This is a genomic window from Algoriphagus marincola DSM 16067 (genome assembly GCF_000429405.1).
Classification (GTDB): domain Bacteria; phylum Bacteroidota; class Bacteroidia; order Cytophagales; family Cyclobacteriaceae; genus Algoriphagus; species Algoriphagus marincola.
Genome location: NZ_AUBU01000015.1, coordinates 59,205 through 81,367 on the forward strand (window position 1 = coordinate 59,205; position 22,163 = coordinate 81,367).

The window sequence follows — 22,163 nt, forward strand, 5'->3', positions numbered from 1 at the left end:
TTATTGCTTCTGAATTACTTGTTTAACATAGGAAACGATCTTCCAGCGATTTTCTGGAGTGATCTGAGAACCATGAGCTCCCATTCGTCCTTTTCCTTTTGTGATTACATGGAAAATGTGACCTTCTGGCAAATTGATATACGCTCCACCTTTAAGGTTAGCAACACCACCGATGATTTCACCTACTTTTCCATCACCTTCTCCTCCTTTTCCGTGACAAGATGAGCAGTATTGGATGTAAAGAGTTTCTCCCTCTTTTACAATAGCATCATCCACAGTCAAAGGATTTTCAATAAGAGCAGCTTCCTCCAATTCAAATGTCTTCAATCTGTACGGAAGCATATCATATTTATTTCGAGGCACTGTACCTTCGACAGGCTCGCGCATGTTCATCCCATTGGGATTGTGTACGTTACTGTTGAAAAACTCCCCTTTACCATCTTCTCTGTTAGAGAGCCAAGAGCCTTGACTTTCATCCTTGATCTGAGTAAGTGGTTCGTAGGCTACAGAATGGTACATCTGTGGAGCATATTCCAATCCAGGATTGTCCTCACCAGCACTACAGCCAGCAAACACAGCTCCTACAACTGCCATTCCCAAGATTCCTAGTGTGTTCTTTATCGTCATTTTATCGGGAATTACTCGTCAAAACTTTTATTATTTACTTCAGTAGCACCGGAAGACTTCAAAATCTCTTTGATTTTTTCCTGATCCATAGCGCTATTGTTCGCAATGTCTATTGCCATTACGTGCTTATCATCGGTGATTCTTACATCGAAGATTCGTGGTTGTGCCCAAGGCTTCAAATTAGAACTCACCATAAAAACTCCTACCATTCCGAAAGCAGCAAGCAATACAGTCATCTCAAAAGAAACTGGAATGAAATCCGGGAAGGCTGCGTAATCCTTACCACCAATGATCATTGGCCAGTCAAACTTCATCATGTAAAACTGCATCGTCAAAGCAAGGGAAGTACCCAGCATTCCAAAAAGGAAAGCTGCGATAGGAAGTCTACTTCTCTTATAACCAAGTACGTGCTCCAGACCATGAACAGGATAAGGGGAATACACCTCATGGATTTTCACACCACTGGATCTTACTTGTTTTACGGCGTCAAGAAGAACGTCTTCGTCTTCGTATACGCCCAATACAAAATGAGTATCTCTTTCCATATTATTTAGCAGCTTTTTCGGATGATGATTTCAATACAGACTTTACTTCAGCCATGTTGATCACAGGGAAAAACTTAGCGAACAAGAAGAACAAGGTGAAAAACAGTCCGAAGGTAAATAGATAGACTCCAATGTCAGCCCAAGTTGGGTAGAACATCGCCCAAGAAGAAGGCAAGTAATCTCTGTGCAAGGAAGTCACGATAATTACAAATCGCTCAAACCACATCCCGATATTCACTACAAGTGATAGGATAAATGTAGCCACAATAGAAGTCCGGATTTTCTTGAACCAGAACAACTGTGGTGAAATCACATTACAAGTCATCATAGACCAGTAAGCCCACCAATAAGGTCCTGTTGCCCGGTTGATAAATGCATACTGTTCTGCTGCCACTCCTGAATACCAAGCGATGAAGAATTCTGTAATGTAAGCAATACCTACAATCGAACCGGTGATGATGATCACGATATTCATCAATTCGATATGGCCCATCGTGATGTAATCTTCCAGTTTAAATACTTTTCTGGTGATAATCATCAGGGTCAATACCATAGCAAATCCAGAGAAGATCGCACCTGCCACAAAGTATGGAGGGAAGATCGTCGTGTGCCAACCTGGAATCACGGAAGTCGCAAAGTCAAAGGATACGATCGTGTGTACAGAAAGTACAAGCGGTGTAGCCAAACCTGCCAAAATCAAGGAAACGGATTCATAACGCATCCAAGTTTTTGCTGCTCCATCCCATCCAAAGGACAAGGCACCGTAGATAGTTTTTCTCAAGCCAGTAGCTCGGTCACGAATCGTTGCAAAATCTGGGATCAAACCGATGTACCAGAAAACAAGCGATACGGAGAAATAAGTCGAAATCGCAAATACGTCCCAAAGGAGAGGTGAGTTGAAGTTAACCCAAAGCGAACCAAAGGTGTTGGGAAGTGGAAGTGCCCAATAAGCTCCTAACCAAGGACGACCCATGTGAATAACCGGGAACATTGCCGCACAGATTACAGCGAAGATAGTCATCGCCTCTGCAGCTCGGTTAATGGATGTTCTCCACTTTTGTCTGAATAACAAAAGTACGGCTGAGATCAATGTACCGGCGTGACCGATACCAACCCACCACACGAAGTTGGTGATGTCCCAAGCCCAACCGATGGTCTTGTTGAGTCCCCACATTCCAATTCCTTCCCAAAGGGTAGCAATCAATGCGATGGAACCAAGTCCCAATACACCAGCTGCTGTCAAAAAGGCAAGGAACCAAGATAGTGACGGCTTTCCTTCTACTTGACGTGACACATCATGAGTGACGTCATGATAGCTTTTCCCGCCGGTAACTAAAGGCTCTCGTACGGATGAAGTAACCTGCATAGTTTATAAAATTATGATTACGCTTCGTTTTTGTCTTTATTTCTGATTTTGGTAAAGTACCAAACGTTTGGACTCACGTTGATCTCTTCCAATACGTGGTAAGCCCGCTCTTCATTGACTTCCTTCAGAGCAGAAGTTGAGTTTTCCTCAATCTTCAAGAGCTTGGATACACGGCTTTCCGGATCATTCATATCTCCGAATACCAATGCATCGGTTGGACATGCCGTAGCACAAGCCACGTTGATATCTCCGTCTTTTACTTTACGCTTCTCACGCTTAGCCTCCAGCTTACCAGCTTGAATTCGCTGCACGCACATTGAGCACTTCTCCATCACGCCTCGAACTCGTACAGTCACGTCAGGATTCAATACCATCTTACCCAAATCATCGTTTTGAGCCACATTGACTCCAGCGAATTGAGTATTGTCATGGTACTTGAACCAATTGAATCGACGAACCTTGTAAGGACAGTTGTTAGCACAGTAACGCGTACCGATACAACGGTTGTAAGTCATTTGGTTCAACCCTTCAGAAGAGTGAGTGGTCGCAGCTACTGGACATACAGTCTCGCAAGGTGCATTATTACACTGCTGACACATCATTGGCTGGAAGGTAACTTCTGGATTTTCAGAAGCTTTTTCCAAACCTGACAAATCATCTGCTGCAGCATCTGAAGAGTAATATCTATCGATACGGATCCAAGCCATCTCACGACGATTCAAGACCTCTTCTTTACCTACTACAGCGACGTTGTTTTCTACTTGACAGGCTACAGAACAAGCCGAGCAGCCGATACAGGAGTTCATATCAATGGCCAATCCCCAGTGATGCTGAGAATATTGATGCCCTTTCCACAAGGAAATCTTAGAAGGCTTGATAAATTCGCCTTCCTTGTAGATTTCCGGCTTGTATCGCCCTGCAGAAGCATCTTGCTTGTATTCTGAAAGCGTAGCTTCCTGAATCACGTTTTCACGTGCCATGAAAGTCTGATGTGTCTGCGTTCTTGCAATCTTATAAGAATCACCAGTTACCTCTACAGTCACTCCAGAAGTAATATCAAAGTTCACAAAGCCAGCAGAAGCATCAAGCAATTCGTAGGCATTCACACCTACGCCATTTGCAACCCTACCTGCCTTGGTTCTTCCGTATCCAACGGCTAAACCGAAAGTTCCTTCAGCCTGACCTGGCTGGATCAAAATTGGAACAGTGATTTTTTTACCGTTGATAGTTACAGAAGCTTTGCGAGTATTCTCTTCAATCATGGTTACTCCATTATCGGAAGCCCATTTTTGAGATACTGTCAAATAATTGTCCCAAGTAGCCTTGGTGATCGGATCCGGAGTTTCCTGAAGCCAAGGGTTATTGGCAAAGGTACCATTTCCGATAGCTACTTTAGGATATACAATAAGTTCTGCTCCGGAATTATCAGCACTGTAAGTTCTAGCTACTGCTGTAGCAGCCTCAGTGACATCTCCAATAGGAGCAAATGGAATACCCTCACGCTCTAGGGCGAGCACACCATTGTAAAGTGATTTATCCCAGAAAGTCTGGAATGAATCCAAAGTCGCTACTTGTGTGTAGAGACCTGTTTCCCAGTTGTTTCTTAGGAAATCGTAGTAGTTTGTGGTTTCTCCTGCCCAAACCAAAAGTGACTCCTGCGCCTGACGTGTGTCAAACAGCGGAGAAATGGTTGGTTGAGAAAGTGAATAATGACCTGGTTTTGGTTCGAAATCATTCCAAGCTTCTAAGAAGTGATGATCTGGAGCAAGGGCTCCTACCAAAGAAGCTGTTTCATCCATGGTCATATTTGTAGCCAAAGAGAAACGAGCTTTAGATATACCTTCGGCTAATTCTGCACCTCTTGGATGATCATATACCGGGTTACAGTTATGGAAAATGACAGCTCCCACTCGACCTGCATTGAGATCAGTGATGAACTGATTCATTTTCGCGTCGTCTCCCTTTCTAAAGTTAACAGGAGTAGAAAAATCAACTGTAGCTCCATTGTTTCCAAGCAATTCATTGATTGCATGGATGACAGTTTGAACGTTAGGATCGTTAGAACCTGAAACAACCAAAGAAGCACCTCTGGAAGCCCAAAGGTCATTAGCTGCCTTTTCCAAATTAGCTACTTCAACTGCAGGAGCAGATACCGTAGCAGCGCCCGCTTTTCGAGCAAGCATATTATAAAGCGCCAAAACAGCCAATCCGCTTTGAGAAGCTTTGATTGGTGAACGATAGTCTGCATTCGCACCAGTCAAAGACAAATTGGACTCAAACTGGTAATGACGAGACATCTCAGGACGCTCTTTGCTGATTTTACGAGTCTTCGCATACTGACCGGCAAATTCGATCGGAGATATCCAAGTTCCTAGGAAGTCAGCTCCGAAAGAGACGATGGTCTTTGCTTTGTCAAATGAATAAGAAGGAACTACCGCTTGGCCGTACATTGATTCTGAGGCCTTGGCAATTCCATAATTTGAAAGCGGATCATACATGATGACCTCTGCACCTCCTATTGATTCAGAGAACAGGTTCAATGCTTTCAGAGTAGAAGGAGAAAGTACGGTGTTGGAAACGATCTTTATATTTCCAGCAGCAGCGACTTTTGATTTCACCTCTGCATCCAAACTTGCCCAATCAGTCTTTTCACCAGCCAAATACGGTCCTGTTAAACGCTCTTTATCGTAAAGCGAAAGAACTGAAGCTTCTACGATGGCATTTACTTTTCCATTATTAATAGGTGAAAGCTTATTACCATCGATCTTGATTGGTCGACCCTCGCGGGTTTTCACTACGATCGATGCATAATCTCCACCGGAAGCGAAGGTAGATGCGTAGTAGTTAGGGATGGATGGGTTGATATCAACAGGCTTGTTGACGTAAGGGATCGCCTTTCGCACAGGAGCCTCACACGCTGCCAAAGAAGCAGCTGCCAAGCTAAAGCCCATCATTTTCAGAAAGTCTCTCCTGGATGCGTTTCCGTCTTCGGAAATCATGGATGGAAGCTCTGGGAACTCCCTGTCTGCATTCTTAACAAACTCCGGATCGTTGCTGAGTTGCTCCAGTCCTTTCCAGTATGTTTTCTTAGTTTCCTTCATTTTATGATCTAGGAATAGATTTCAGATTTTTTTAGTAATGACACTTAGCACATTCCAAACCTCCGATGTCCTTCACTTTCAAGGCATCTTTTGAATCAGAGTGAAGCTGTACCAATTTGTCGTAGTACTCGTTTCCTTGCGCATTGATTTCGGTCTGACGGTGGCAGTCGATACACCATCCCATGGTCAGAGATGAGTACTGATAGACAACTTCCATTTCCTGGATAGGACCGTGACAAGTTTGACACTCAATTCCTCCCACTTTCACGTGCTGAGAGTGGTTGAAGTAAGCCAAGTCAGGCAGATTGTGAATTCTCACCCATTCAATTGGCTGATTATTATCAATTGCGTCGTAGATCTTTTGGATCTCTGGAGAAATACCATCTTGGCCTTGTACGTTCTGTACGTGCATGTGACAGTTCATACAAATATTGGCAGATGGAATATTAGCGGATTTACCAATCTCTACCCCAGTATGGCAATACTGACATTCGATCTCAAGAGTACCAGCATGCAGAGCATGAGAATAAGCTATAGGCTGAGTAGGAGCATAACCTTGCTGCACACCTACTGTATATAGCCCATCAATGGCAGTTTTAGCAACCAATGCCACCACCAAGGCAGTTACAATGATGATGAAAGCATCGCTCTTGAATACTTTTCCAAACTCAAATTTCTGAGATACAAATTCTTTATCTGTCTCGTCGAGATCCTGCTTATTGACATATTTGGTCAGGATGGAAATAATCAATCCCAAGACTACGAGGATCAGGAACAGAACAATGACCAAAACCACAATGATAATGGTGAGGTATTGAGTAGGGATTCCTCCTCCTCCTCCAGCACCAGCTTCACCACCCGCGGCAGCGGCAGCAGCAGCTTCAGCAGCAGGGTCTACCTTGTCTCCATATTCGATGTATGCCAAGAGATTGTCTAGATCTGCATCAGACAAAAACTCATGAGATGGCATCATCAGATTGTTGTACTCTGCATAGAGATTGTTGGCATACTCATCACCTGAGGCGATTACTGCCTGAGAGTTCTTGATGAAACTCTTAGCCCACTCGATGGATCTTCTGTCGGTAATACCTCTCAAGGCAGGACCTACAGCTTTCTGATCAACCTTATGACAGGTTTTACAGTTTGCGTTAAAAACTGACTTACCTGCCGAGATGGCTTCCTCACTGTCGCTTACTGCCGGATCTGCGGCGAAAACCTGTCCGCCCAAGAACAGGAAAAACAGCAATGCCAGTGTATGGAATTTCAATGGAACTCCTACTAACGAGCGTTTGGATAACATATTATAGCTAATTAAATAGTTTATTCGGTCTTCAATAACCCCTGCAAAGGTAGTATCCGGGGTTTATTTTTCAAATACGGACAATATTTAAACAATCAAGCTCAAACTCGATCATTTATGAATATAGTCAATTGATTTACAATTACTTATCAGGGTTAATTCCTAAAGGTTTTAATTTAGAATCTTTATAAATAAATACAATTTATCCCTACTAAATTCAACCTATTATTTCTCTTATAAACCCTGTATTCAAATTGAATAAATCCTGCTTATGGACTTCAAAAAAAGTCATGAAAATTCGAAGATCGATTTTGGCTTACATGCCAAATATAGCTACCTTTGCCAACCGATTACGATTTGCTTTCGAGATTCAAAAGCTCTGAAACTATTTCATTACTGCAAATTGTTTTCAGTAAAAACAGATTGGTCGCGTGGCCGAGTGGCTAGGCAGAGGTCTGCAAAACCTTGTACAGCGGTTCGAATCCGCTCGCGACCTCAACAAAAAAGCATCCTATTAAGGGTGCTTTTTTTATTTCCATTATCTCTTCATATCAAAACCTTGTACAGCGGTTAGAACTTGCCTGCCGAGGGCAGGTCCAGTCACAACCTCACGCTAAGGCAGTCTATTGACGGCTATACCACTAGCACCACCAAACAAGTCGTAATCAAAGCTAGGGATCAGAAAAATCTCGAACCAAAAAAAACGCCGACTTTTCAGCCGGCGCTCTATATGTTGAAGACAAATCTTCTTGATTATAAATTCTAAAATCTAGCTTCTTATTTCTTGCCTTCCATTTTCTCCTTCAACTCTGCCAAAGCATCCAAATCACCTAGGGTAGACTTTTCAGCAGGCTCAGAGGAAGAAGTTTCTTTCTTCTTAGGAGCCTTCTTAGCAGGTGCTGGCTTCACGTCTTCACGGAAGGTAGCTGTGTGAGAAAGAACAATTCGCTTGTCATCCTTAGAGAATTCCATCACTTTGAAATCCAAAGACTCTCCAACCTCAACTTGAGATCCGTCTTCTTTCTCCAAGTTTTTGGAAGTAGCGAAACCTTCTAGTCCATAAGGAAGCTCCAATACTGCACCTTTGTCATTCTTAGAAACAACAGTACACTTGTGATCAGAACCGATTGGGAATACATTCTCGAAAGTATCCCATGGGTTCTCTTCAAGCTGCTTATGACCCAAGGCCAATCTTCTGTTTTCTACATCAAGCTCCAATACAGCTACATCAAGCTCATCACCAACTTTCACAAACTCAGATGGGTGCTTGATTTTCTTAGTCCAAGAAAGGTCAGATACGTGAACCAAACCGTCGATTCCCTCTTCCATTTCTAGGAAAAGACCGAAGTTGGTCAAGTTACGAACCACACCTTTGTGCTTGGTACCTACCGCATATTTGGTAGACATATCTTCCTTAGTCCAAGGATCTTCGGTCAATTGCTTGATACCCAAAGACATCTTTCTTTCATCCTTGTCCAAAGTCAATACAACTGCTTCGATTTCGTCTCCTACTTTCACGAAGTCAGCTGGGTTTCTCAAGTGCTGAGACCAGCTCATTTCAGAAACGTGGATCAAACCTTCAACTCCAGGAGCCAACTCCAAGAACGCACCGTAATCAGCTACATTGACGATCTTACCTTGTACTTTCGAACCAACCTCTAGGCTGCCTGCCAAAGAATCCCAAGGATGAGAAGTCAATTGCTTCATACCTAGTGAAATACGCTTCTTGTCATCATCGAAGTCCAATACAACGATCTGTACTTTCTGATCAAGCTGTAATACTTCTTCTGGATGATTGATACGTCCCCAAGAGATGTCTGTGATATGAAGTAGACCATCTACACCACCCAAATCGATGAATACACCGAAATTGGTCATGTTCTTGATCACACCTTCCAATACCTGACCTTTCTCTAGGTTGTTGAGGATTTCTGCTTTTTGCTTCTCGAGATCTTTCTCGATCAAGACTTTGTGAGAAACGACTACGTTATCGTTAGCGTGGTTGATTTTCACCACTTTCACTTCCATTTTCTTACCTACATAGATATCGAAATCTCTGATAGGCTTCACGTCAATCTGAGAACCTGGCAAGAAGGCTTCTACACCGTAGATATCTACGATCAAACCACCTTTGGTTCTACGCTTTACAAGTCCTTCGATCACGCTGTCATTTTCGAATGCGCTCTCGATGTCCTGCCAAGCCTTGACGATTTTGGCTTTTTTACGGGAAAGGATCAACTGACCCAAAGCATTCTCCTGCTCTTCGATGAATACTTCTACTTCGTCACCTGGCTTGATGGATTCCAAGTCACGGAATTCGTTCAATGGAACCAAGCCATCGGATTTGAAACCAATGTTGATGATCACGTCCTTGTCGTTCACACCTACTACAGTTCCTTTGATCACTTCTTTCTCAGTGATCTCGTTCAATGTACCCTCATACATCGCGGCCATTTGCTCACGCTGCTCTTTGGAGTACCCTTCTCCGAATCCTTTGGTCTCGAAGTTTTCCCAGTTAAAATCTGAATTGTTTGACATAATAGTGTTTGATCCTTGTAATTCCGGACCACTTCCGGATCATGAAGTGGCGGTTTTTTGTTTGAAGATCAATACTTTAGACTATTCCAAAGCACCCCGCTCACCCGAACGGACTGCAAAGGTACTGATTTTCTGTGATTTCTAGAAAATCCTATAAAAAATTAAATGCATAACATCATTTTGAAAAAACTTTGGAAATTGTCCTTTAAAAGAAAAAGCCCCGAGACGCATCGGGGCTTGTGCAAGCAAAGAGTTAAAGGATTATTTTCGAACCCAAAAATAACGAATATTTCGGATGATCAAGTTCTTCCAGTGGATTTATACGATTTACTCAGCCTTGATTTTCATCATCTTGATGATTTTTCTTGGGCTATTTATGGTAATTCCTTCCTTGATTTCTGAACGGGGCGATCGAATTTCCTTTTTCTTTATCCGAATCTGGGCAGGTACCTGGTCCTTCCTCTCCGGAATTCGGTTTCAGGTCGAAGGGTTGAAATATATCGACAAAAGTCAGCCTTACATTTTTATTTTCAACCACCGTTCCTTTGTTGACGCGCCGGTCATCCCCATGGCTATTCCTCAGACACTGAAAGCCCTTGGTAAGATGGAGCTTTCGAAGATCCCCGTTTTCGGTTGGATTGTAGGTCGATTTGCCATTTGGGTGGACCGAACCTCCACCGAGTCCCGCAGAAAAAGCCTGGAAAAACTCGTCGAAATCCTTTCCAAAGGTAAATCTGTGGTCGTAGCACCGGAAGGAACCCGAAATGACAGCTCAGAAAGCCTGCTACCTTTTCACAAGGGAGCCTTTCGCCTTTCCATCGAAAGTCAAATCCCCGTTTTACCAATGGCCGTAATAGGAGCCGACCGGATTATGAAACGGGGTTCGATTTTGCTTAAACCGGGAAAAGTTCGAATTTATTTCTCAGAAGCTTTACAGCCTCCCCATCCCTCACCGACTGCCGTTGATGAATACACTGCCAAATGCCGAAACCGACTCGAGGCTATGCTTCTGGCGCATGAGGAAGATTGACGGTTCCCTCATCTTCTACTAAATAGTCTCCTGTCAAATCCTCAAAAGCGGCATAGATTGCTAAATAGCTAACTGGACCTGTCACCAAAAGTCCTACTCCAAGAAAAAGTAGCCCCACCAAATTGATCAACAAAAGGAGAATCAGGAAGGCAAAAAACCTCCACCAGATCTTAGTGATCAGCTTTCTGCTGAACTCCATCGCAGTCCAAAATTCCAAGCCGGCAAATAATACAAATGCAATGGCAAAGCTGTAAGCGACGCCCAAATAAATACCTGGAATGATCAGTGCAATAATTCCTAAGACGGTCAAAATACCAGATACCAAATTGACCACGATTACTGGAAACCAGAATTTGAAGCCATCAAAGAAGTGGCTGAAATCCAAATGTTCCTCCCGGCTTACCCTATTTGCAGCCAAATAAAAGCCTGCTGTCAAAGCTGGAGTGACGAAAATGGAAACAATCCCGGCAAAGTCTTCCAAGAAAAAAGATGCTCCTGCCGATATACCTATGATGACTAAAAAGTAAGCAATAAATAACAAGGGATTGGTCTTAAATAGCTCCCAGCCCCGTCTTAAGGCTTTGTCAATATCAAAATGTACAGGTCTTTGGAGCATCTGCTCCAACTTTATTGGATTGATCATGGATATTAATTGGTAAACGCTTCTAAAATATCATGTTTTGTAATGATATGGATATTTCCATTTCCGTCACGCACCAACACCGCCTTTTCTTTTTCGATCATGGAAGAAAGTACATCTAGCGTGCTATCACCAGCTACGAAAGTCATGGAATCTTCCATCACATCGGACACATGTGCGTCCTTCAATACCGGATTCTCAATGATCTTGGAAAGCAATTTGGTATCGGTGACACTTCCTACTACTTCCCCTCCGTCCAAAACCGGGATTTGAGATACACTAGTCTTATTCATCAGTGCAATTGCCTCTCTGACTGCATCTGATTTTTTCACAGCAATCAGACTGTAATCTGAAGGTCGCTTGGAGATAATATCCCTAGCTGTAGCATAGCTTTTATCCTCTAAAAATCCATGATTGCGCATCCAATCGTCATTGTAAACCTTGCCCAAATAGCGTGTACCATGATCTGGTAAAATCACCACCATTTGGTCACCTTCTTTCAGATTCTCTCTAGCCCATTCTAATGCACCATGAACTGCGGCACCACAGGACCATCCGATAAAGAGCCCTTCCTCTCGAGCGAGACGTCGGGTCATTACCGCGGCATCCTTATCAGTCACTTTGATAAAATGGTCAATCACGTCGAAGTTGACATTTTTGGGAAGGATGTCTTCTCCGATTCCTTCTGTCAAATAAGGATAAACCTCCTTTTCGTCGAAGACTCCGGTTTCCTTGTATTTTTTAAAAACTGAACCATAGGTGTCAATTCCCACCGTGACAATATTTGGGTTCTGCTCCTTCAAGTAAGTAGCCGTACCACACATGGACCCGCCTGTACCGACCCCTGCAGCATAATGGGTAATCTTTCCGTCAGTATCCTTCCAAATCTCCGGACCCGTTGTCTCATAATGAGCGGCCGTGTTAGACATGTTGTCGTACTGATTTGGGTAAAAAGAATTGGGGATATCAGCATTCAATTTCCGAGCAACGGAGTAGTAAGATCTCGGATCTTCAGGCGCAACGTTGGTAGGGCAAACAATCACTTCTGCTCCTACAGCCTTCAGAATATCGATTTTTTCTTTCGACTGTTTGTCAGCCATGGTAAAAATACACTTGTAACCTTTGGCCACAGCTGCCAAAGCAAGCCCCATACCGGTATTACCCGAGGTTCCTTCGATAATGGTACCTCCCGGTTTTAAAATTCCTGCCTTCTCGGCATCTTCCACCATTTTGATCGCCATTCGGTCTTTCATCGAGTTACCTGGATTAAAGTACTCTACTTTCACCAGTACCTCCCCTTTGATGTCTTTAGCTACTCGATTCAGTCGGATCATCGGCGTATTACCGATGGTTTCAATGATGGAATTATAAATCATGTCTTCGTTTTATTTGGGTTGGGGCAAAAATAAGAGATTTTTCATCCCCAAGAGAAGGAATGGAAAAAGAATGGCCTAATTCCTATGGTGTTTAATTAGCCTCCTTAAACTCCAGGCGGGTAAGTACATCCAATGCCACATGAATCAAAATAGCTGCAACAAAACTCATCCCAATTGCTACCGTGAGCATCATCCAGACAAACTGCTTGGTCAGTACAAAAACAAGTATTCCAAAAATCAAGGCTGGAATAATCCCAAACAGAAAGATCCCGATCAGCATGACTGGTTTGATAAGCTTTCGATCCCAGCCCTCCTCTAGAGAGATCTGCGGGATCAAATTAATACAGACTCCTATCATGTAAGAGACTATGATCCCAAAAATAAAAATGGGTATCATGAGCAAATGCAAGCCTGCTATCAGCACGGAGGGAACGATCATAACCGCAGCAAAGAGCAGGATTTGAACTAGGTCTAACTTGATCAAATTCCAAAATTTGGCGGACCAAGATGCTGGAATCAAAAAGAAATAGGGCTTTTTGAGATCTCCAATATTCGTGCGGCCGATACCCGCCAGAAAGTAAAAGCCCAGAAGCACCAAAATGTATCCGTTCAGGACTTTGTGCGAAAACCAATCAAAACGTGACAAAACTGCGAAGACTATCCCGATCCCGGCCATGACTAGGCTGTAAACCCCAAATAGTGGGTGAAAATCCTGTCGGCTGGCATGCACATAATTCCTCCAGTAAAATGCCTTCGCCCCTACCCCGAAATCAGGAAGTGCGAGCTGCTTTTTAGTATTCAAGCTGCCTGTTGCCTCAGAAGCTTCCTTTTTACCCTTGACCTTATCTCGTTGGATTTCATTGGATTTGGTGACTTCGAGTACATCCTCGTAGTAATAGCCGGCAAATTGAATAACCAAGCGAACAATCAAATAATACGTCAACACATACAAGCCGAAAAAGGCCAAAGCCAAGATCAGGTTTTGGTGAAAGGCATAACTCATCATTCCACGAGTCCAACCGACAATCGGAAACAGATCAAACCAAGGAGAAGCGATCCAGCTAAACATCCCCTGCCAAAACTTATCAGCCATCAAGCCGGGAATCAAAACCATTGCCCCTAATAGCACCGCCAAAACTGTCACACCATTCTTGATAGGCTCCAAAATATCATACTTCGTGTGCAGCGTATAAATCAAAAAACGAATCGGCGAAAGCAGGAAGAAGAAAAAGGCAAATCCGAATAGAATAAAGAAGATATTATCGGGTGAAAAATCCAAAGTGCCAGCCATCTGACTACCGCCATATACCAAGAAAATGATACTTCCACCCAGGGAGGGCAAGATGGACCTCCCCATGTAATAGATCAAAATATTTTCAGGTTTGACAGGCCCTGTAAAAAGCAGATTTACGTCTGCCATGGTGAAAAAGCTCACATTGCGTTTCGTGGCCCGGAATAACTGAAAAAGAAGAAAACCCAAAGCCAAAACCGTCACTCCGCCAATAATATTCTGTACAGCAAAATCCACTTCCGGAAGCCCATTTGCATCCAATTCCGGCATTTGACTTCCCATATCTTCCGCACGGTCACGCATCCGCATGGTGTAGATAAAGAAAAAATAGCCCACGATCGCTGCGTAAGGAATCAGTCGAAGGGGATTTCGCAGGATAAGCAGGATATTATTTTTCAGGATCAGCAGATCCTTCCGAATCAGCAGCTTGATCTCATTCATCCTTTGTCAATTCTAAAAATATATCCTCCAATGTTCCACTCTCTCCTTGTTCGAAGGTCTGCTTTAAGTTGTCAAGGGTATCATTTCCGATGATATTTCCATTTTTCAAAATCATGATCCGATCTGCAATCGTCTCTACCGAATCAATCAGGTGAGTACTGACTAGAATAGTCTTTCCAGCTTCTTTTAATTCTCGAAATATCCGTTTGGTATTTCGGATAGCCTTTGGATCCAAACCAATCATAGGTTCATCAAAAAACAACACCTGAGGATCCGGTAAGAGCGCACAGCAAATAGATACTTTTTGCCGCATGCCTTTCGAAAGGTCTTTTCCTAGTTTTTTGGCTTTATCCTCCAGATCGTATGTTTCTAACAATTCATGGCCTTTTGCCTTCCAGTCTCGTACGCCATAGGCTTGAGCTACGAATTGCAAATGCTCCTCTACCGTCAGCAAGTCATAAACATAAGGTGTCTCCGGGATGTAACTGAAAAGCCGTTTGGCCTCTATGGAAAGGTGATCGTATCCACCAATTCTGATTTCTCCGGATGTTTTGCGTAGCAAGCCTACGATACATTTCATGGTGGTACTTTTACCAGCACCGTTTGGACCGAGTAATCCTACCACTTCACCTCCCTGAAGGTCGAAAGTGATGTCATTGACAGCGTTTTGCTTACCGTACTTTTTGATCAGATTTTGGACTTCCAGCATAAAAGTGCAATTTGATTCTAAAACTAGGATACTTTAATTGAAGTTTAGTAATTCTGGAACCTTTTTTGCCTGTGACTGACAAAATAGAAACGATATGAAGAAATTACTCACACTTTGCTTATTCATCGGACTTTCCACTTTGACTTTTGCCCAACAGGCCGGAAAATTCCGAATCGGAATGGACTTAGGACCTGCTATCCCAAAAAATGGAGGCATAGGTGCATTGGTCAATATCGAACCGAAAATCAATGTACGAGATAATCTCAATGTTGGTATTCGCCTTGGAATAGCCGGACTAGCCAAAGATGTGACGTATTTCGATATTTCGCAGGATTATGAAGGCGAGGTTTCGGCCAATGTATCCGTTTCAGGCACCTTGGATTATTACTTCAATAATGGAGGAAGTAATTTTGCCCCATACATCGGTGCTGGATTTGGCTATTATGCACTGAGCTCTGTAGAAATCGATGCTGACACCATTGATGATACCGATGTTGGAAATCTTGAAGCCAATTTCAAATGGTCACCAATGCTTCGTGCAGGTATCGAACTTGGAAGATTCAGGATGGGAGCAGAATATAATTTCATCCCTCCTTCAAACCTTCAGGACACCTCAGGAGCAGTGATTGGAGAGGCTGTCAATCAATATTTCGGATTTACGTTTGGATTCTATGTTGGCGGAGGCCGTTGGAGAAAAAGCTAAAATTAGCTCCTGACTCCTGCCAAAAGATATAGAACAGCCATTCGCACAGCTACCCCATTTTCTACCTGCTGCAATATAATTGCCTGCTTCGAGTCAGCCACGTCTGAGGAAAGCTCGACTCCACGATTAATTGGACCTGGATGCATCACCACGATTTCTTTATCGAGTTGCTGGAGCATCTTTTTATTGATCCCGTAGTAAAGAGAGTATTCGCGAAGACTTGGAAAATACTTGATTTGCTGCCTTTCCAATTGGATCCGAAGCACATTCGCCACGTCACACCAAGCTAAGGCTTTCCGGACATCCAATTCCACTTTTACTCCCAAGCTTTCAATATGCTTTGGCAAAAGCGTAATCGGTCCGCACACCATGACTTCGGCGCCGAGCTTTTGCAGGCAAAAGATATTTGAGAGTGCTACTCTTGAGTGTAATATATCGCCAATGATTGCGATTTTCTTTCCTTGAAGATCGCCTAGCTTTTCTCTCATCGAAAATGCATCCAAAAGGGCTTGCGTAGGGTGCTCGTGCGTTCCGTCCCCTGCATTGACAATATTGGCACTGATATTTTTCGATAGAAAATGAGGTGCACCCGGGCTGCTATGTCTCATCACAACCATGTCCACTTTCATGGAAAGAATATTGTTGACAGTATCTACCAGTGTTTCTCCTTTTTTGACGGAGCTATTGCTGGAAGAAAAATTCACCACGTCTGCAGACAGTCTTTTTTCGGCTAGCTCAAAAGAAAGTCGTGTCCGGGTTGAGTTTTCAAAAAAGATATTGGCAATAGTAATGTCTCGAAGAGATGGCACTTTTTTGATCGGCCGGTTGATCACCTCTTTGAAGTTTTCCGCAGTATCCAGGATCAGATTTACATCCTCTTCAGTGAGGTTTTTGATTCCAAGAAGATGGCGGGTGCTGAGCTGAGACATAGGTTATTTCTTTTCTTTTTCGGTGATCCAAACGGCATCTTCAGGCTGTCCTTGTGAGGCCCATTCGACGACTACATATTGAGAATCCAAGGTATTCACTCTTATCCCAAAATAATCCGGCATGATGGGATAGTCGCGGGTTAGTTTACGGTCAACCAAGACCATCAATTCCACTTTTTGAGGACGACCAAAGGCAATCATCGCATCCATCGCGGCCCGTACGGATCGACCTTTGTAGAGTACATCATCTACGAGAATCACTTTCTTTCCCTCGACCAAAAAATTGATTTTTGTTTCATTTGCTTTTAGAGGAAAATCTCTCCTGCGAAAATCATCGCGGTGAAAAGTTGCATCCAAATATCCGGCGGGCACTTTTTCGCCTGAGACGATCTCGAGTTCTTTGACTATGCGATCAAGAAGTACTATTCCTCTTGGCTGAAGCCCCAATAGCACAGTATTTTCAAAATTGTCGTGATTTTCGATCAGCTGATGGCAGAATCGTTTGAGGATAATCTGAATCTGCTGCTGATTTAAAACTAGCCTTTTTTGCATGGGTTGGATTTGCCGTAAATATAAAAAGAAAAATGACTACCGAGGATCCTCCGGTTCGAAGAGTTCCCCTGCTACGAGTACTTTTGAAAAGAAAAATACCTCTTTGCTACTTGCTTGTCCATTTTCTCGCTGAAATCGGATTCGTTGAGTTCCGGTAAGTAAAAAATACCGATCATACCAATGGACAAGCTGAAGGCTCTCCATATTGGTCTCTGCTATTCGCTCATTTTCGTTGAGAAGTTCTAATTCAAAATCCAAATTATCGAAGATTTTTTCTCCATCCTTGAAATAAGAAAGCCTAATCTTGTCGTCTCTTACATAGGCATGGTAGAATTCATTATCGACCACAGCAATCTCACCAAAGGGAAGAATATAGTCTGTCAAGAGATCATCATATGTGGCGGAATTGTCCCAAATTACTCTTCCATCTTCCCCTAACTTGACAAAATGTGCTGAAATATAGCTCAACTCTGAATAAACTGCCTGTCTGCCCCGTCCCAAGGATCTGACATAAATTGGATCCAAAAAGTCAGAACTGTTAGTCATCCGACCCCAATCATTACTCCGGTAGGAGTTCGGCGCAGAAAGCGGTGCTCCTCGAGAATTAATAATATTATAATGATCAAAAAACAGGTAGGTACCATCCTGACCTTTTCGCACGTCACGAATCGTGTAAACATTGCGGATACTCGGTATCTTATCTCGGTCTACCTGTTTCAATACATCAGCGTCTTTTCTCGATTTTGACTTTTCGTCCAAGTAATTGAAAAAATTAGGAAAGTCTTCCAAGGTATAAAGTCTGCTCTCGTACTCCCCGAACTCATTGATATCCAGTCGGTACATTCCCAAGTAGGAATCCCTTCTTGCCAAGCCAAAAGAACCATACATTTCTTTTCGGTATGGCCCATCCTCCACAACCACTGCCTCGATGATTTCCTGGCTTTCCTCTCCAAATTTATCCACCTTGACTTCCCGAAGGAGATTTCCTAGCAAATCATAGGTATTCAAAATCACCTCTGTACTGCGATAGGGTCCCTCTCGGCTAATGACCACCTCAAAAGCTTCCACCTCAGGCATTTTTCGGATTTGTAGGATTTGGGTGTCATTTCCATATACCCCCTGTACCGTATGCACGCTTTTGTCCATGAGGCTGTAAACCTGTACTGCCGGTCGCAAATTCGCTACACCCATAAAAATCGCCCGATCATTCTGAACCAAAAACTCTCTTAACTCCAGGTCAAGCAAATTATCCAGACCATAGTCGAATCCCTGTTGACTTACTAAATCGATCTTGCGTACATATTTATCGCCGGTAATTCCGGTCCCCTTTTGAAACAAAATGTATAGAAAAGCTCCATCAAGGTCATAGCCAATCATGTCATAACCCGGCTGAACGGGAAGCTCAATCAATCCTGATTCGGTGTTCAATCCACGATCAAATACCATGTATTGAAAAACCCGTTCGCCAGAAAATGCTCGCTTGGCAATGGTACGGAATGCTATCATGCCATCGTCTGTCCTAACCATCTCAAAGAGTGGATCAAAATACTCGGATTCGACTTCAAACCTAGAAACAAATTCCACCTGACTGAATCCAGGTAAGGTCACCAAAAAGGAAATCAAAAAAACCAGAAGAAATCTCATTGGGCCATTTTTAGGATTAATTCAAACTCATCTTTACCCACCGGTAAGACCGAAAGTCTAGACTGCTTTAGCATGGGTAAATCTGCCAATCGATCTTCAGCCTTTATTTGAGCTAATCTTACGGGATTTGTAAGCTTTTGATGCACAGAGAGCATAATCGCCGTCCAAGCCTCATCTTTTGGGTCAGGTAATGGGGATGAACTGACCTTAGCAATTCCAACCACTGCCTTTTCTTTTCCAGAGTGATAAAATAAAACCAAGTCTCCCTGCCCCATTTCACGGAGATAATTCCTCGCTTGATAATTACGAACACCATCCCAAATATCCTCTTGCTGCTTTTCAAAATCATCCCAAGAGTAGGAATTGGGTTCACTTTTGACCATCCAATAATTCATAGCTCAATTTTCTAATATTTTATTTCAGAAAGAAACCCCGTCGAATTAATTAACGGTTCTTATAAGATAAATGATCAGACTTTATTTTAAAACAAATAATGAAGACATTTGTCATCATTCTGCAACCAAATTTTATTCGTTTTGGACCACAAGACCATCCTCAAAAAAATCAAGCTTACCATTCAGCTCATGGAGCTGCACGATGAAAACACATTCAAAATCCGTAGCTACCAGTCCGCTCTCAATTCGCTGGAGCGAGGCGATGCGGATATTATGGAGCTGAGTGAGGATGAATTGTCCAAAGTACCCGGAGTAGGAAAGAGCATTCTCGAAGCTATCAAAAGTCTGAAGGAAAGTGAAAGTTTCCCCCAGCTAGATCAGCTGCTGGAAAAAACTCCGCAGGGAATCCTGGAAATCCTTCAAATCAAGGGATTGGGACCCAAAAAAGTGAAAACACTTTGGGAAGAATTGGGAATCACCTCCACTCATGAATTGATGGAAGCCTGTCAAAGTGGAAAGGTAGCCAAGATCAAAGGTTTTGGTGAAAAAACTCAAGATACGATCATTCAAAACCTAGAATTCAAAGCCTCCAATGCCGGAAAATGGCTTTATGCAGATATTGAGGAGGTATTGGAGAATCTTACAGAAAAACTTGAAAATGAGCTAAAGGAGTCTAAAGTCACCTTGGTTGGAGAATATGCCCGCAAAATGGAGATCATTTCTCAGGCAGAATGGCTGGTTGGCGCAGGGAACATTTCGTCTATCAAAAAGAAAATTGAGGATTTGGAGGATTTTGAAATGGACGCTTCCCAGTCGGGGCCCTTTTCGATTAGAGGAAAAGTGAAATCTGTGGATCTGAAATTCACCATCCACCTTTGCAGTCTGAATGATTTCCCAGTGAAACAGTATGCACTTTGTGCCAGTCCACTTCATCTTCAAAGCAAAATCTCTGAAAACCTATCAATTGGAGATGCGCTGAGGGCGAATGGATTCAAAAACGATTCGGAATTTTTCTCCCAACACAAACTTCAGTACATCCCTGTAGAAATGCGGGAAGGCTACGGAGAAGTTCAGCTGGCTTTGGAAGAAAAGCTTCCTGATCTATTGGAAGAAAAGGACCTAAAAGGAATTCTTCACAATCACTCGACTTACAGCGACGGGAAGCATAGTCTGAGACAGATGGCAGAATATTGTAAGGAGTTGGGATATGAATATTTGGGAATTTCTGACCACTCACGTACAGCTAGCTACGCAGGGGGCCTAGAGATCGAAAAGGTCCAAAAACAGCAAGAAGAAATTAACCAATTGAATAAGGAATTGGCTCCTTTCAAAATCTTCAAAGGGATTGAATCGGATATCCTCGGGGATGGGAGTCTGGACTATCCTGATGAGGTCTTGGGAAGTTTCGACTTCATTGTATCGTCCATCCATTCTATCCTAAACATGGACATCAAGCGTGCTACAAGTCGACTACTTGCTGCAATTGAAAATCCTTACACCACCATCCTTGGACATCCTACTGGAAGATTACTTCTCAGACGGGAAGGATATCCGATCGATCACAAAACCATCATCGATGCCTGTGCAAAGCATCAGGTAGCCATAGAAATCAATGCAAATCCTTGGCGTTTGGACCTGGACTGGAGATGGGTTCGCTATGCCATGGACCAAGGAGTGATGCTCTCCATCAATCCCGACGCACATGAAATGGATGGCTACGGGGACATGAAGTACGGGGTCTTAGTTGGACGAAAAGGAGGACTAACTAAAGAAATGACCCTGAATGCCCTAAGCCTGAATGAAATTGAAAACTATTTCTCCAAAAGAAAAAAGGAGTTGACCCAAAAATAGAACTCCACACAGCTCAGAAGATTCCTTATCTTCACAAAAATCCAAGTATTTATCATGAAATCAAGCGCGGCGCAAGAGTCACACACTGGGATGCCCCGATGGACCGGGGAATGCTTGCGAAGATTCTCCCGAATCAAGTTCGGGACAAGCTATGTGACCATTTAAAAGCAATTATAAACAGATGAAATGCCCATGAGACGATGCTTCTCACACAGAGGGATGCCCCGATACATCGGGATAGGGCATTCCATCTGACCATTAAAAATCAAATAATAAACAGATGAAATGGACTGACCTGCCGGAAGGCGTACTACTACAACGATCATTTTTATTCGGTATCGTAGGAATAATCTTAGCCACCTTGTCGATTTTTAATACACAATTTCAATTGGTAGAGGCTCCGATGGGCCCTTTAAATGGAGTTGCGATGCTTCTTCAGTTTTTCGGATTGAGCCTAGCCATCATGGTGATGAGAAAGAGGAAAGTAAAAAAGGAAGACATGGAAAAAGCGAAAGTGATGACCTTGGTGCTTGGGGTGGCCTTATTATTTTTCATTTTATCTCTTTAAAAAAATCACTCATAAAGTAAAAAATTGCGTTGATTAGGAGAATATTCTAATCATCAGGTAAAATGAAGAAAATCAAAATCCTTTCAGCACTCCTTTTGGCCCTTGTATTTCAGGCCACCTACGCTCAGCAAATGAGCAACACCGGTCAAAAACCAACGGAATTTAAAGTAGTCACGGTAGTCGAATCCATCGTACCCATGGGATTAGGCCGCTCACGAATCATCGACAGTCAGACGCAGGTAGACGCCTCCAACTTCACTACCGAAAGAACTGACGGAAAGAAAAGCAATCAAAACGAAATTGAGCGAGGCAAGATCAAGGTAGATGAACTCGAAGAAACCAAACTTTTGAACTTCTTCAGTGCCACCGGAATCAACTTCCAAAATATCGCTTCGAATGATGCGGTAATCGCATCAAAAATTAACAGCATGCTGATGGAAGGTTGGAACTTAACGTATGTCACCTCGGGAGTAGAAAGTGATGCCGGTGCAGATGATGGACAGGGGATATTCGTTACCCGATTATTCTTTTCGAGATAGTCAAAAAAAATCCCGAGA

At 43.0% G+C, this 22,163-nt stretch carries 19 protein-coding genes and 1 tRNA gene; 6 read left to right on the forward strand and 14 right to left on the reverse strand.

The features are described from left to right. From G457_RS0113795 to G457_RS0113815, 5 genes are read right to left on the reverse strand one after another with little or no spacing between them, the layout of a single operon-like run. Positions 1-627, reverse strand: coding sequence for a c-type cytochrome (locus G457_RS0113795; RefSeq protein ID WP_026947001.1), 627 nt, complete (start codon positions 625-627; stop codon positions 1-3). Positions 628-638: 11 nt separating this feature from the next. After that, positions 639-1,172 (reverse strand): DUF3341 domain-containing protein, encoded by a 534-nt coding sequence (locus G457_RS0113800; RefSeq protein WP_026947002.1) that lies wholly within the window; start codon positions 1,170-1,172, stop codon positions 639-641. A gap of 1 nt (position 1,173) precedes the next feature. Beyond that, complete coding sequence (gene nrfD / locus G457_RS0113805; protein ID WP_024283465.1) at positions 1,174-2,538, reverse strand: NrfD/PsrC family molybdoenzyme membrane anchor subunit; 1,365 nt, start codon at positions 2,536-2,538, stop codon at positions 1,174-1,176. A 17-nt stretch (positions 2,539-2,555) separates the two neighbouring features. After that, a complete protein-coding gene (locus G457_RS0113810) occupies positions 2,556-5,639 on the reverse strand; it encodes a TAT-variant-translocated molybdopterin oxidoreductase (RefSeq protein ID WP_026947003.1) in 3,084 nt (1,027 codons plus the stop codon). A 31-nt stretch (positions 5,640-5,670) separates the two neighbouring features. Then, the gene (locus G457_RS0113815; protein WP_026947004.1) at positions 5,671-6,939 is read right to left on the reverse strand and encodes a c-type cytochrome; all 1,269 of its coding nucleotides are present in this window, start codon (positions 6,937-6,939) and stop codon (positions 5,671-5,673) included. Between the two features lie 425 nt (positions 6,940-7,364). On the opposite strand from G457_RS0113815, the gene G457_RS0113820 reads away from it, so the two are divergent. Further along, positions 7,365-7,435, forward strand: a tRNA-Cys gene (locus tag G457_RS0113820). A gap of 281 nt (positions 7,436-7,716) precedes the next feature. On the opposite strand, the gene rpsA is transcribed toward G457_RS0113820, so the two are convergent. Further along, positions 7,717-9,477 (reverse strand): 30S ribosomal protein S1, encoded by a 1,761-nt coding sequence (rpsA, locus tag G457_RS0113825; RefSeq protein WP_026947005.1) that lies wholly within the window; start codon positions 9,475-9,477, stop codon positions 7,717-7,719. Positions 9,478-9,772: 295 nt separating this feature from the next. On the opposite strand from rpsA, the gene G457_RS0113830 reads away from it, so the two are divergent. Continuing rightward, positions 9,773-10,507 (forward strand): lysophospholipid acyltransferase family protein, encoded by a 735-nt coding sequence (locus G457_RS0113830; protein WP_026947006.1) that lies wholly within the window; start codon positions 9,773-9,775, stop codon positions 10,505-10,507. Here the strand turns inward: G457_RS0113830 and G457_RS0113835 are convergent. The 4 genes from G457_RS0113835 to G457_RS0113850 all read right to left on the reverse strand — a co-directional run bounded on the left by G457_RS0113835 (position 10,479) and on the right by G457_RS0113850 (position 14,964). Then, positions 10,479-11,150, reverse strand: a complete 672-nt coding sequence (locus G457_RS0113835) for a hypothetical protein (protein WP_026947007.1) — start codon at positions 11,148-11,150, stop codon at positions 10,479-10,481. The two genes, G457_RS0113830 and G457_RS0113835, sit on opposite strands and share 29 nt — an antisense overlap. Positions 11,151-11,155: 5 nt before the next feature. Beyond that, on the reverse strand, positions 11,156-12,523 hold the full coding sequence (locus tag G457_RS0113840; protein WP_026947008.1) for a pyridoxal-phosphate dependent enzyme: 1,368 nt from the start codon (positions 12,521-12,523) through the stop codon (positions 11,156-11,158). 91 nt (positions 12,524-12,614) lie between these two features. After that, the gene (locus G457_RS0113845) at positions 12,615-14,255 is read right to left on the reverse strand and encodes a putative ABC exporter domain-containing protein (protein WP_026947009.1); all 1,641 of its coding nucleotides are present in this window, start codon (positions 14,253-14,255) and stop codon (positions 12,615-12,617) included. Then, positions 14,248-14,964 (reverse strand): ABC transporter ATP-binding protein, encoded by a 717-nt coding sequence (locus tag G457_RS0113850; RefSeq protein WP_026947010.1) that lies wholly within the window; start codon positions 14,962-14,964, stop codon positions 14,248-14,250. Before G457_RS0113850 ends, G457_RS0113845 begins: the two co-directional genes overlap by 8 nt. A 94-nt stretch (positions 14,965-15,058) precedes the next feature. On the opposite strand from G457_RS0113850, the gene G457_RS0113855 reads away from it, so the two are divergent. After that, entirely contained in the window at positions 15,059-15,667 is a 609-nt protein-coding gene (locus G457_RS0113855) for an outer membrane beta-barrel protein (RefSeq protein WP_026947011.1), read from the forward strand. Between the two features lie 2 nt (positions 15,668-15,669). Here G457_RS0113855 and G457_RS0113860 read toward each other — a convergent pair whose 3' ends face one another. From G457_RS0113860 to G457_RS0113875, 4 genes are read right to left on the reverse strand one after another with little or no spacing between them, the layout of a single operon-like run. Continuing rightward, positions 15,670-16,596 (reverse strand): aspartate carbamoyltransferase catalytic subunit, encoded by a 927-nt coding sequence (locus G457_RS0113860; protein WP_024283475.1) that lies wholly within the window; start codon positions 16,594-16,596, stop codon positions 15,670-15,672. A gap of 3 nt (positions 16,597-16,599) precedes the next feature. Beyond that, complete coding sequence (pyrR, locus tag G457_RS0113865) at positions 16,600-17,148, reverse strand: bifunctional pyr operon transcriptional regulator/uracil phosphoribosyltransferase PyrR (protein ID WP_024283476.1); 549 nt, start codon at positions 17,146-17,148, stop codon at positions 16,600-16,602. A gap of 36 nt (positions 17,149-17,184) precedes the next feature. Next, entirely contained in the window at positions 17,185-18,792 is a 1,608-nt protein-coding gene (locus G457_RS0113870; protein WP_026947012.1) for a hypothetical protein, read from the reverse strand. Then, the gene (locus tag G457_RS0113875) at positions 18,789-19,187 is read right to left on the reverse strand and encodes an EVE domain-containing protein (protein WP_026947013.1); all 399 of its coding nucleotides are present in this window, start codon (positions 19,185-19,187) and stop codon (positions 18,789-18,791) included. Before G457_RS0113875 ends, G457_RS0113870 begins: the two co-directional genes overlap by 4 nt. A 189-nt stretch (positions 19,188-19,376) precedes the next feature. Between G457_RS0113875 and G457_RS0113880 the strand changes: the two genes are divergently transcribed. From G457_RS0113880 to G457_RS0113890, 3 genes are all read left to right on the forward strand, one after another. Continuing rightward, positions 19,377-21,038, forward strand: a complete 1,662-nt coding sequence (locus G457_RS0113880) for a helix-hairpin-helix domain-containing protein (RefSeq protein ID WP_248602863.1) — start codon at positions 19,377-19,379, stop codon at positions 21,036-21,038. A 280-nt stretch (positions 21,039-21,318) separates the two neighbouring features. Further along, positions 21,319-21,606 carry a hypothetical protein gene (locus G457_RS0113885; protein ID WP_026947015.1) on the forward strand — a complete coding sequence of 96 codons (288 nt, stop codon included), beginning with the start codon at positions 21,319-21,321 and terminating at the stop codon, positions 21,604-21,606. A 62-nt stretch (positions 21,607-21,668) separates the two neighbouring features. Further along, the gene (locus G457_RS0113890) at positions 21,669-22,145 is read left to right on the forward strand and encodes a hypothetical protein (RefSeq protein ID WP_026947016.1); all 477 of its coding nucleotides are present in this window, start codon (positions 21,669-21,671) and stop codon (positions 22,143-22,145) included. Positions 22,146-22,163: the final 18 nt, after the last annotated feature.

Coding starts and splice junctions, on each gene's coding strand:
- G457_RS0113850 (WP_026947010.1), bottom strand. CDS start 14,964: ATGCTGGAAGTCCAAAATCTGATCAAAAAGTACGGTAAGCAAAACGCT.
- G457_RS0113795 (WP_026947001.1), bottom strand. CDS start 627: ATGACGATAAAGAACACACTAGGAATCTTGGGAATGGCAGTTGTAGGA.
- G457_RS0113890 (WP_026947016.1), top strand. CDS start 21,669: ATGAAGAAAATCAAAATCCTTTCAGCACTCCTTTTGGCCCTTGTATTT.
- G457_RS0113870 (WP_026947012.1), bottom strand. CDS start 18,792: ATGAGATTTCTTCTGGTTTTTTTGATTTCCTTTTTGGTGACCTTACCT.
- G457_RS0113855 (WP_026947011.1), top strand. CDS start 15,059: ATGAAGAAATTACTCACACTTTGCTTATTCATCGGACTTTCCACTTTG.
- G457_RS0113800 (WP_026947002.1), bottom strand. CDS start 1,172: ATGGAAAGAGATACTCATTTTGTATTGGGCGTATACGAAGACGAAGAC.
- G457_RS0113875 (WP_026947013.1), bottom strand. CDS start 19,187: ATGAATTATTGGATGGTCAAAAGTGAACCCAATTCCTACTCTTGGGAT.
- G457_RS0113835 (WP_026947007.1), bottom strand. CDS start 11,150: ATGATCAATCCAATAAAGTTGGAGCAGATGCTCCAAAGACCTGTACAT.
- nrfD (WP_024283465.1), bottom strand. CDS start 2,538: ATGCAGGTTACTTCATCCGTACGAGAGCCTTTAGTTACCGGCGGGAAA.
- rpsA (WP_026947005.1), bottom strand. CDS start 9,477: ATGTCAAACAATTCAGATTTTAACTGGGAAAACTTCGAGACCAAAGGA.
- pyrR (WP_024283476.1), bottom strand. CDS start 17,148: ATGCAAAAAAGGCTAGTTTTAAATCAGCAGCAGATTCAGATTATCCTC.
- G457_RS0113810 (WP_026947003.1), bottom strand. CDS start 5,639: ATGAAGGAAACTAAGAAAACATACTGGAAAGGACTGGAGCAACTCAGC.
- G457_RS0113880 (WP_248602863.1), top strand. CDS start 19,377: ATGGAGCTGCACGATGAAAACACATTCAAAATCCGTAGCTACCAGTCC.
- G457_RS0113815 (WP_026947004.1), bottom strand. CDS start 6,939: ATGTTATCCAAACGCTCGTTAGTAGGAGTTCCATTGAAATTCCATACA.
- G457_RS0113845 (WP_026947009.1), bottom strand. CDS start 14,255: ATGAATGAGATCAAGCTGCTGATTCGGAAGGATCTGCTGATCCTGAAA.
- G457_RS0113840 (WP_026947008.1), bottom strand. CDS start 12,523: ATGATTTATAATTCCATCATTGAAACCATCGGTAATACGCCGATGATC.
- G457_RS0113830 (WP_026947006.1), top strand. CDS start 9,773: ATGATCAAGTTCTTCCAGTGGATTTATACGATTTACTCAGCCTTGATT.
- G457_RS0113885 (WP_026947015.1), top strand. CDS start 21,319: ATGAAATGGACTGACCTGCCGGAAGGCGTACTACTACAACGATCATTT.
- G457_RS0113860 (WP_024283475.1), bottom strand. CDS start 16,596: ATGTCTCAGCTCAGCACCCGCCATCTTCTTGGAATCAAAAACCTCACT.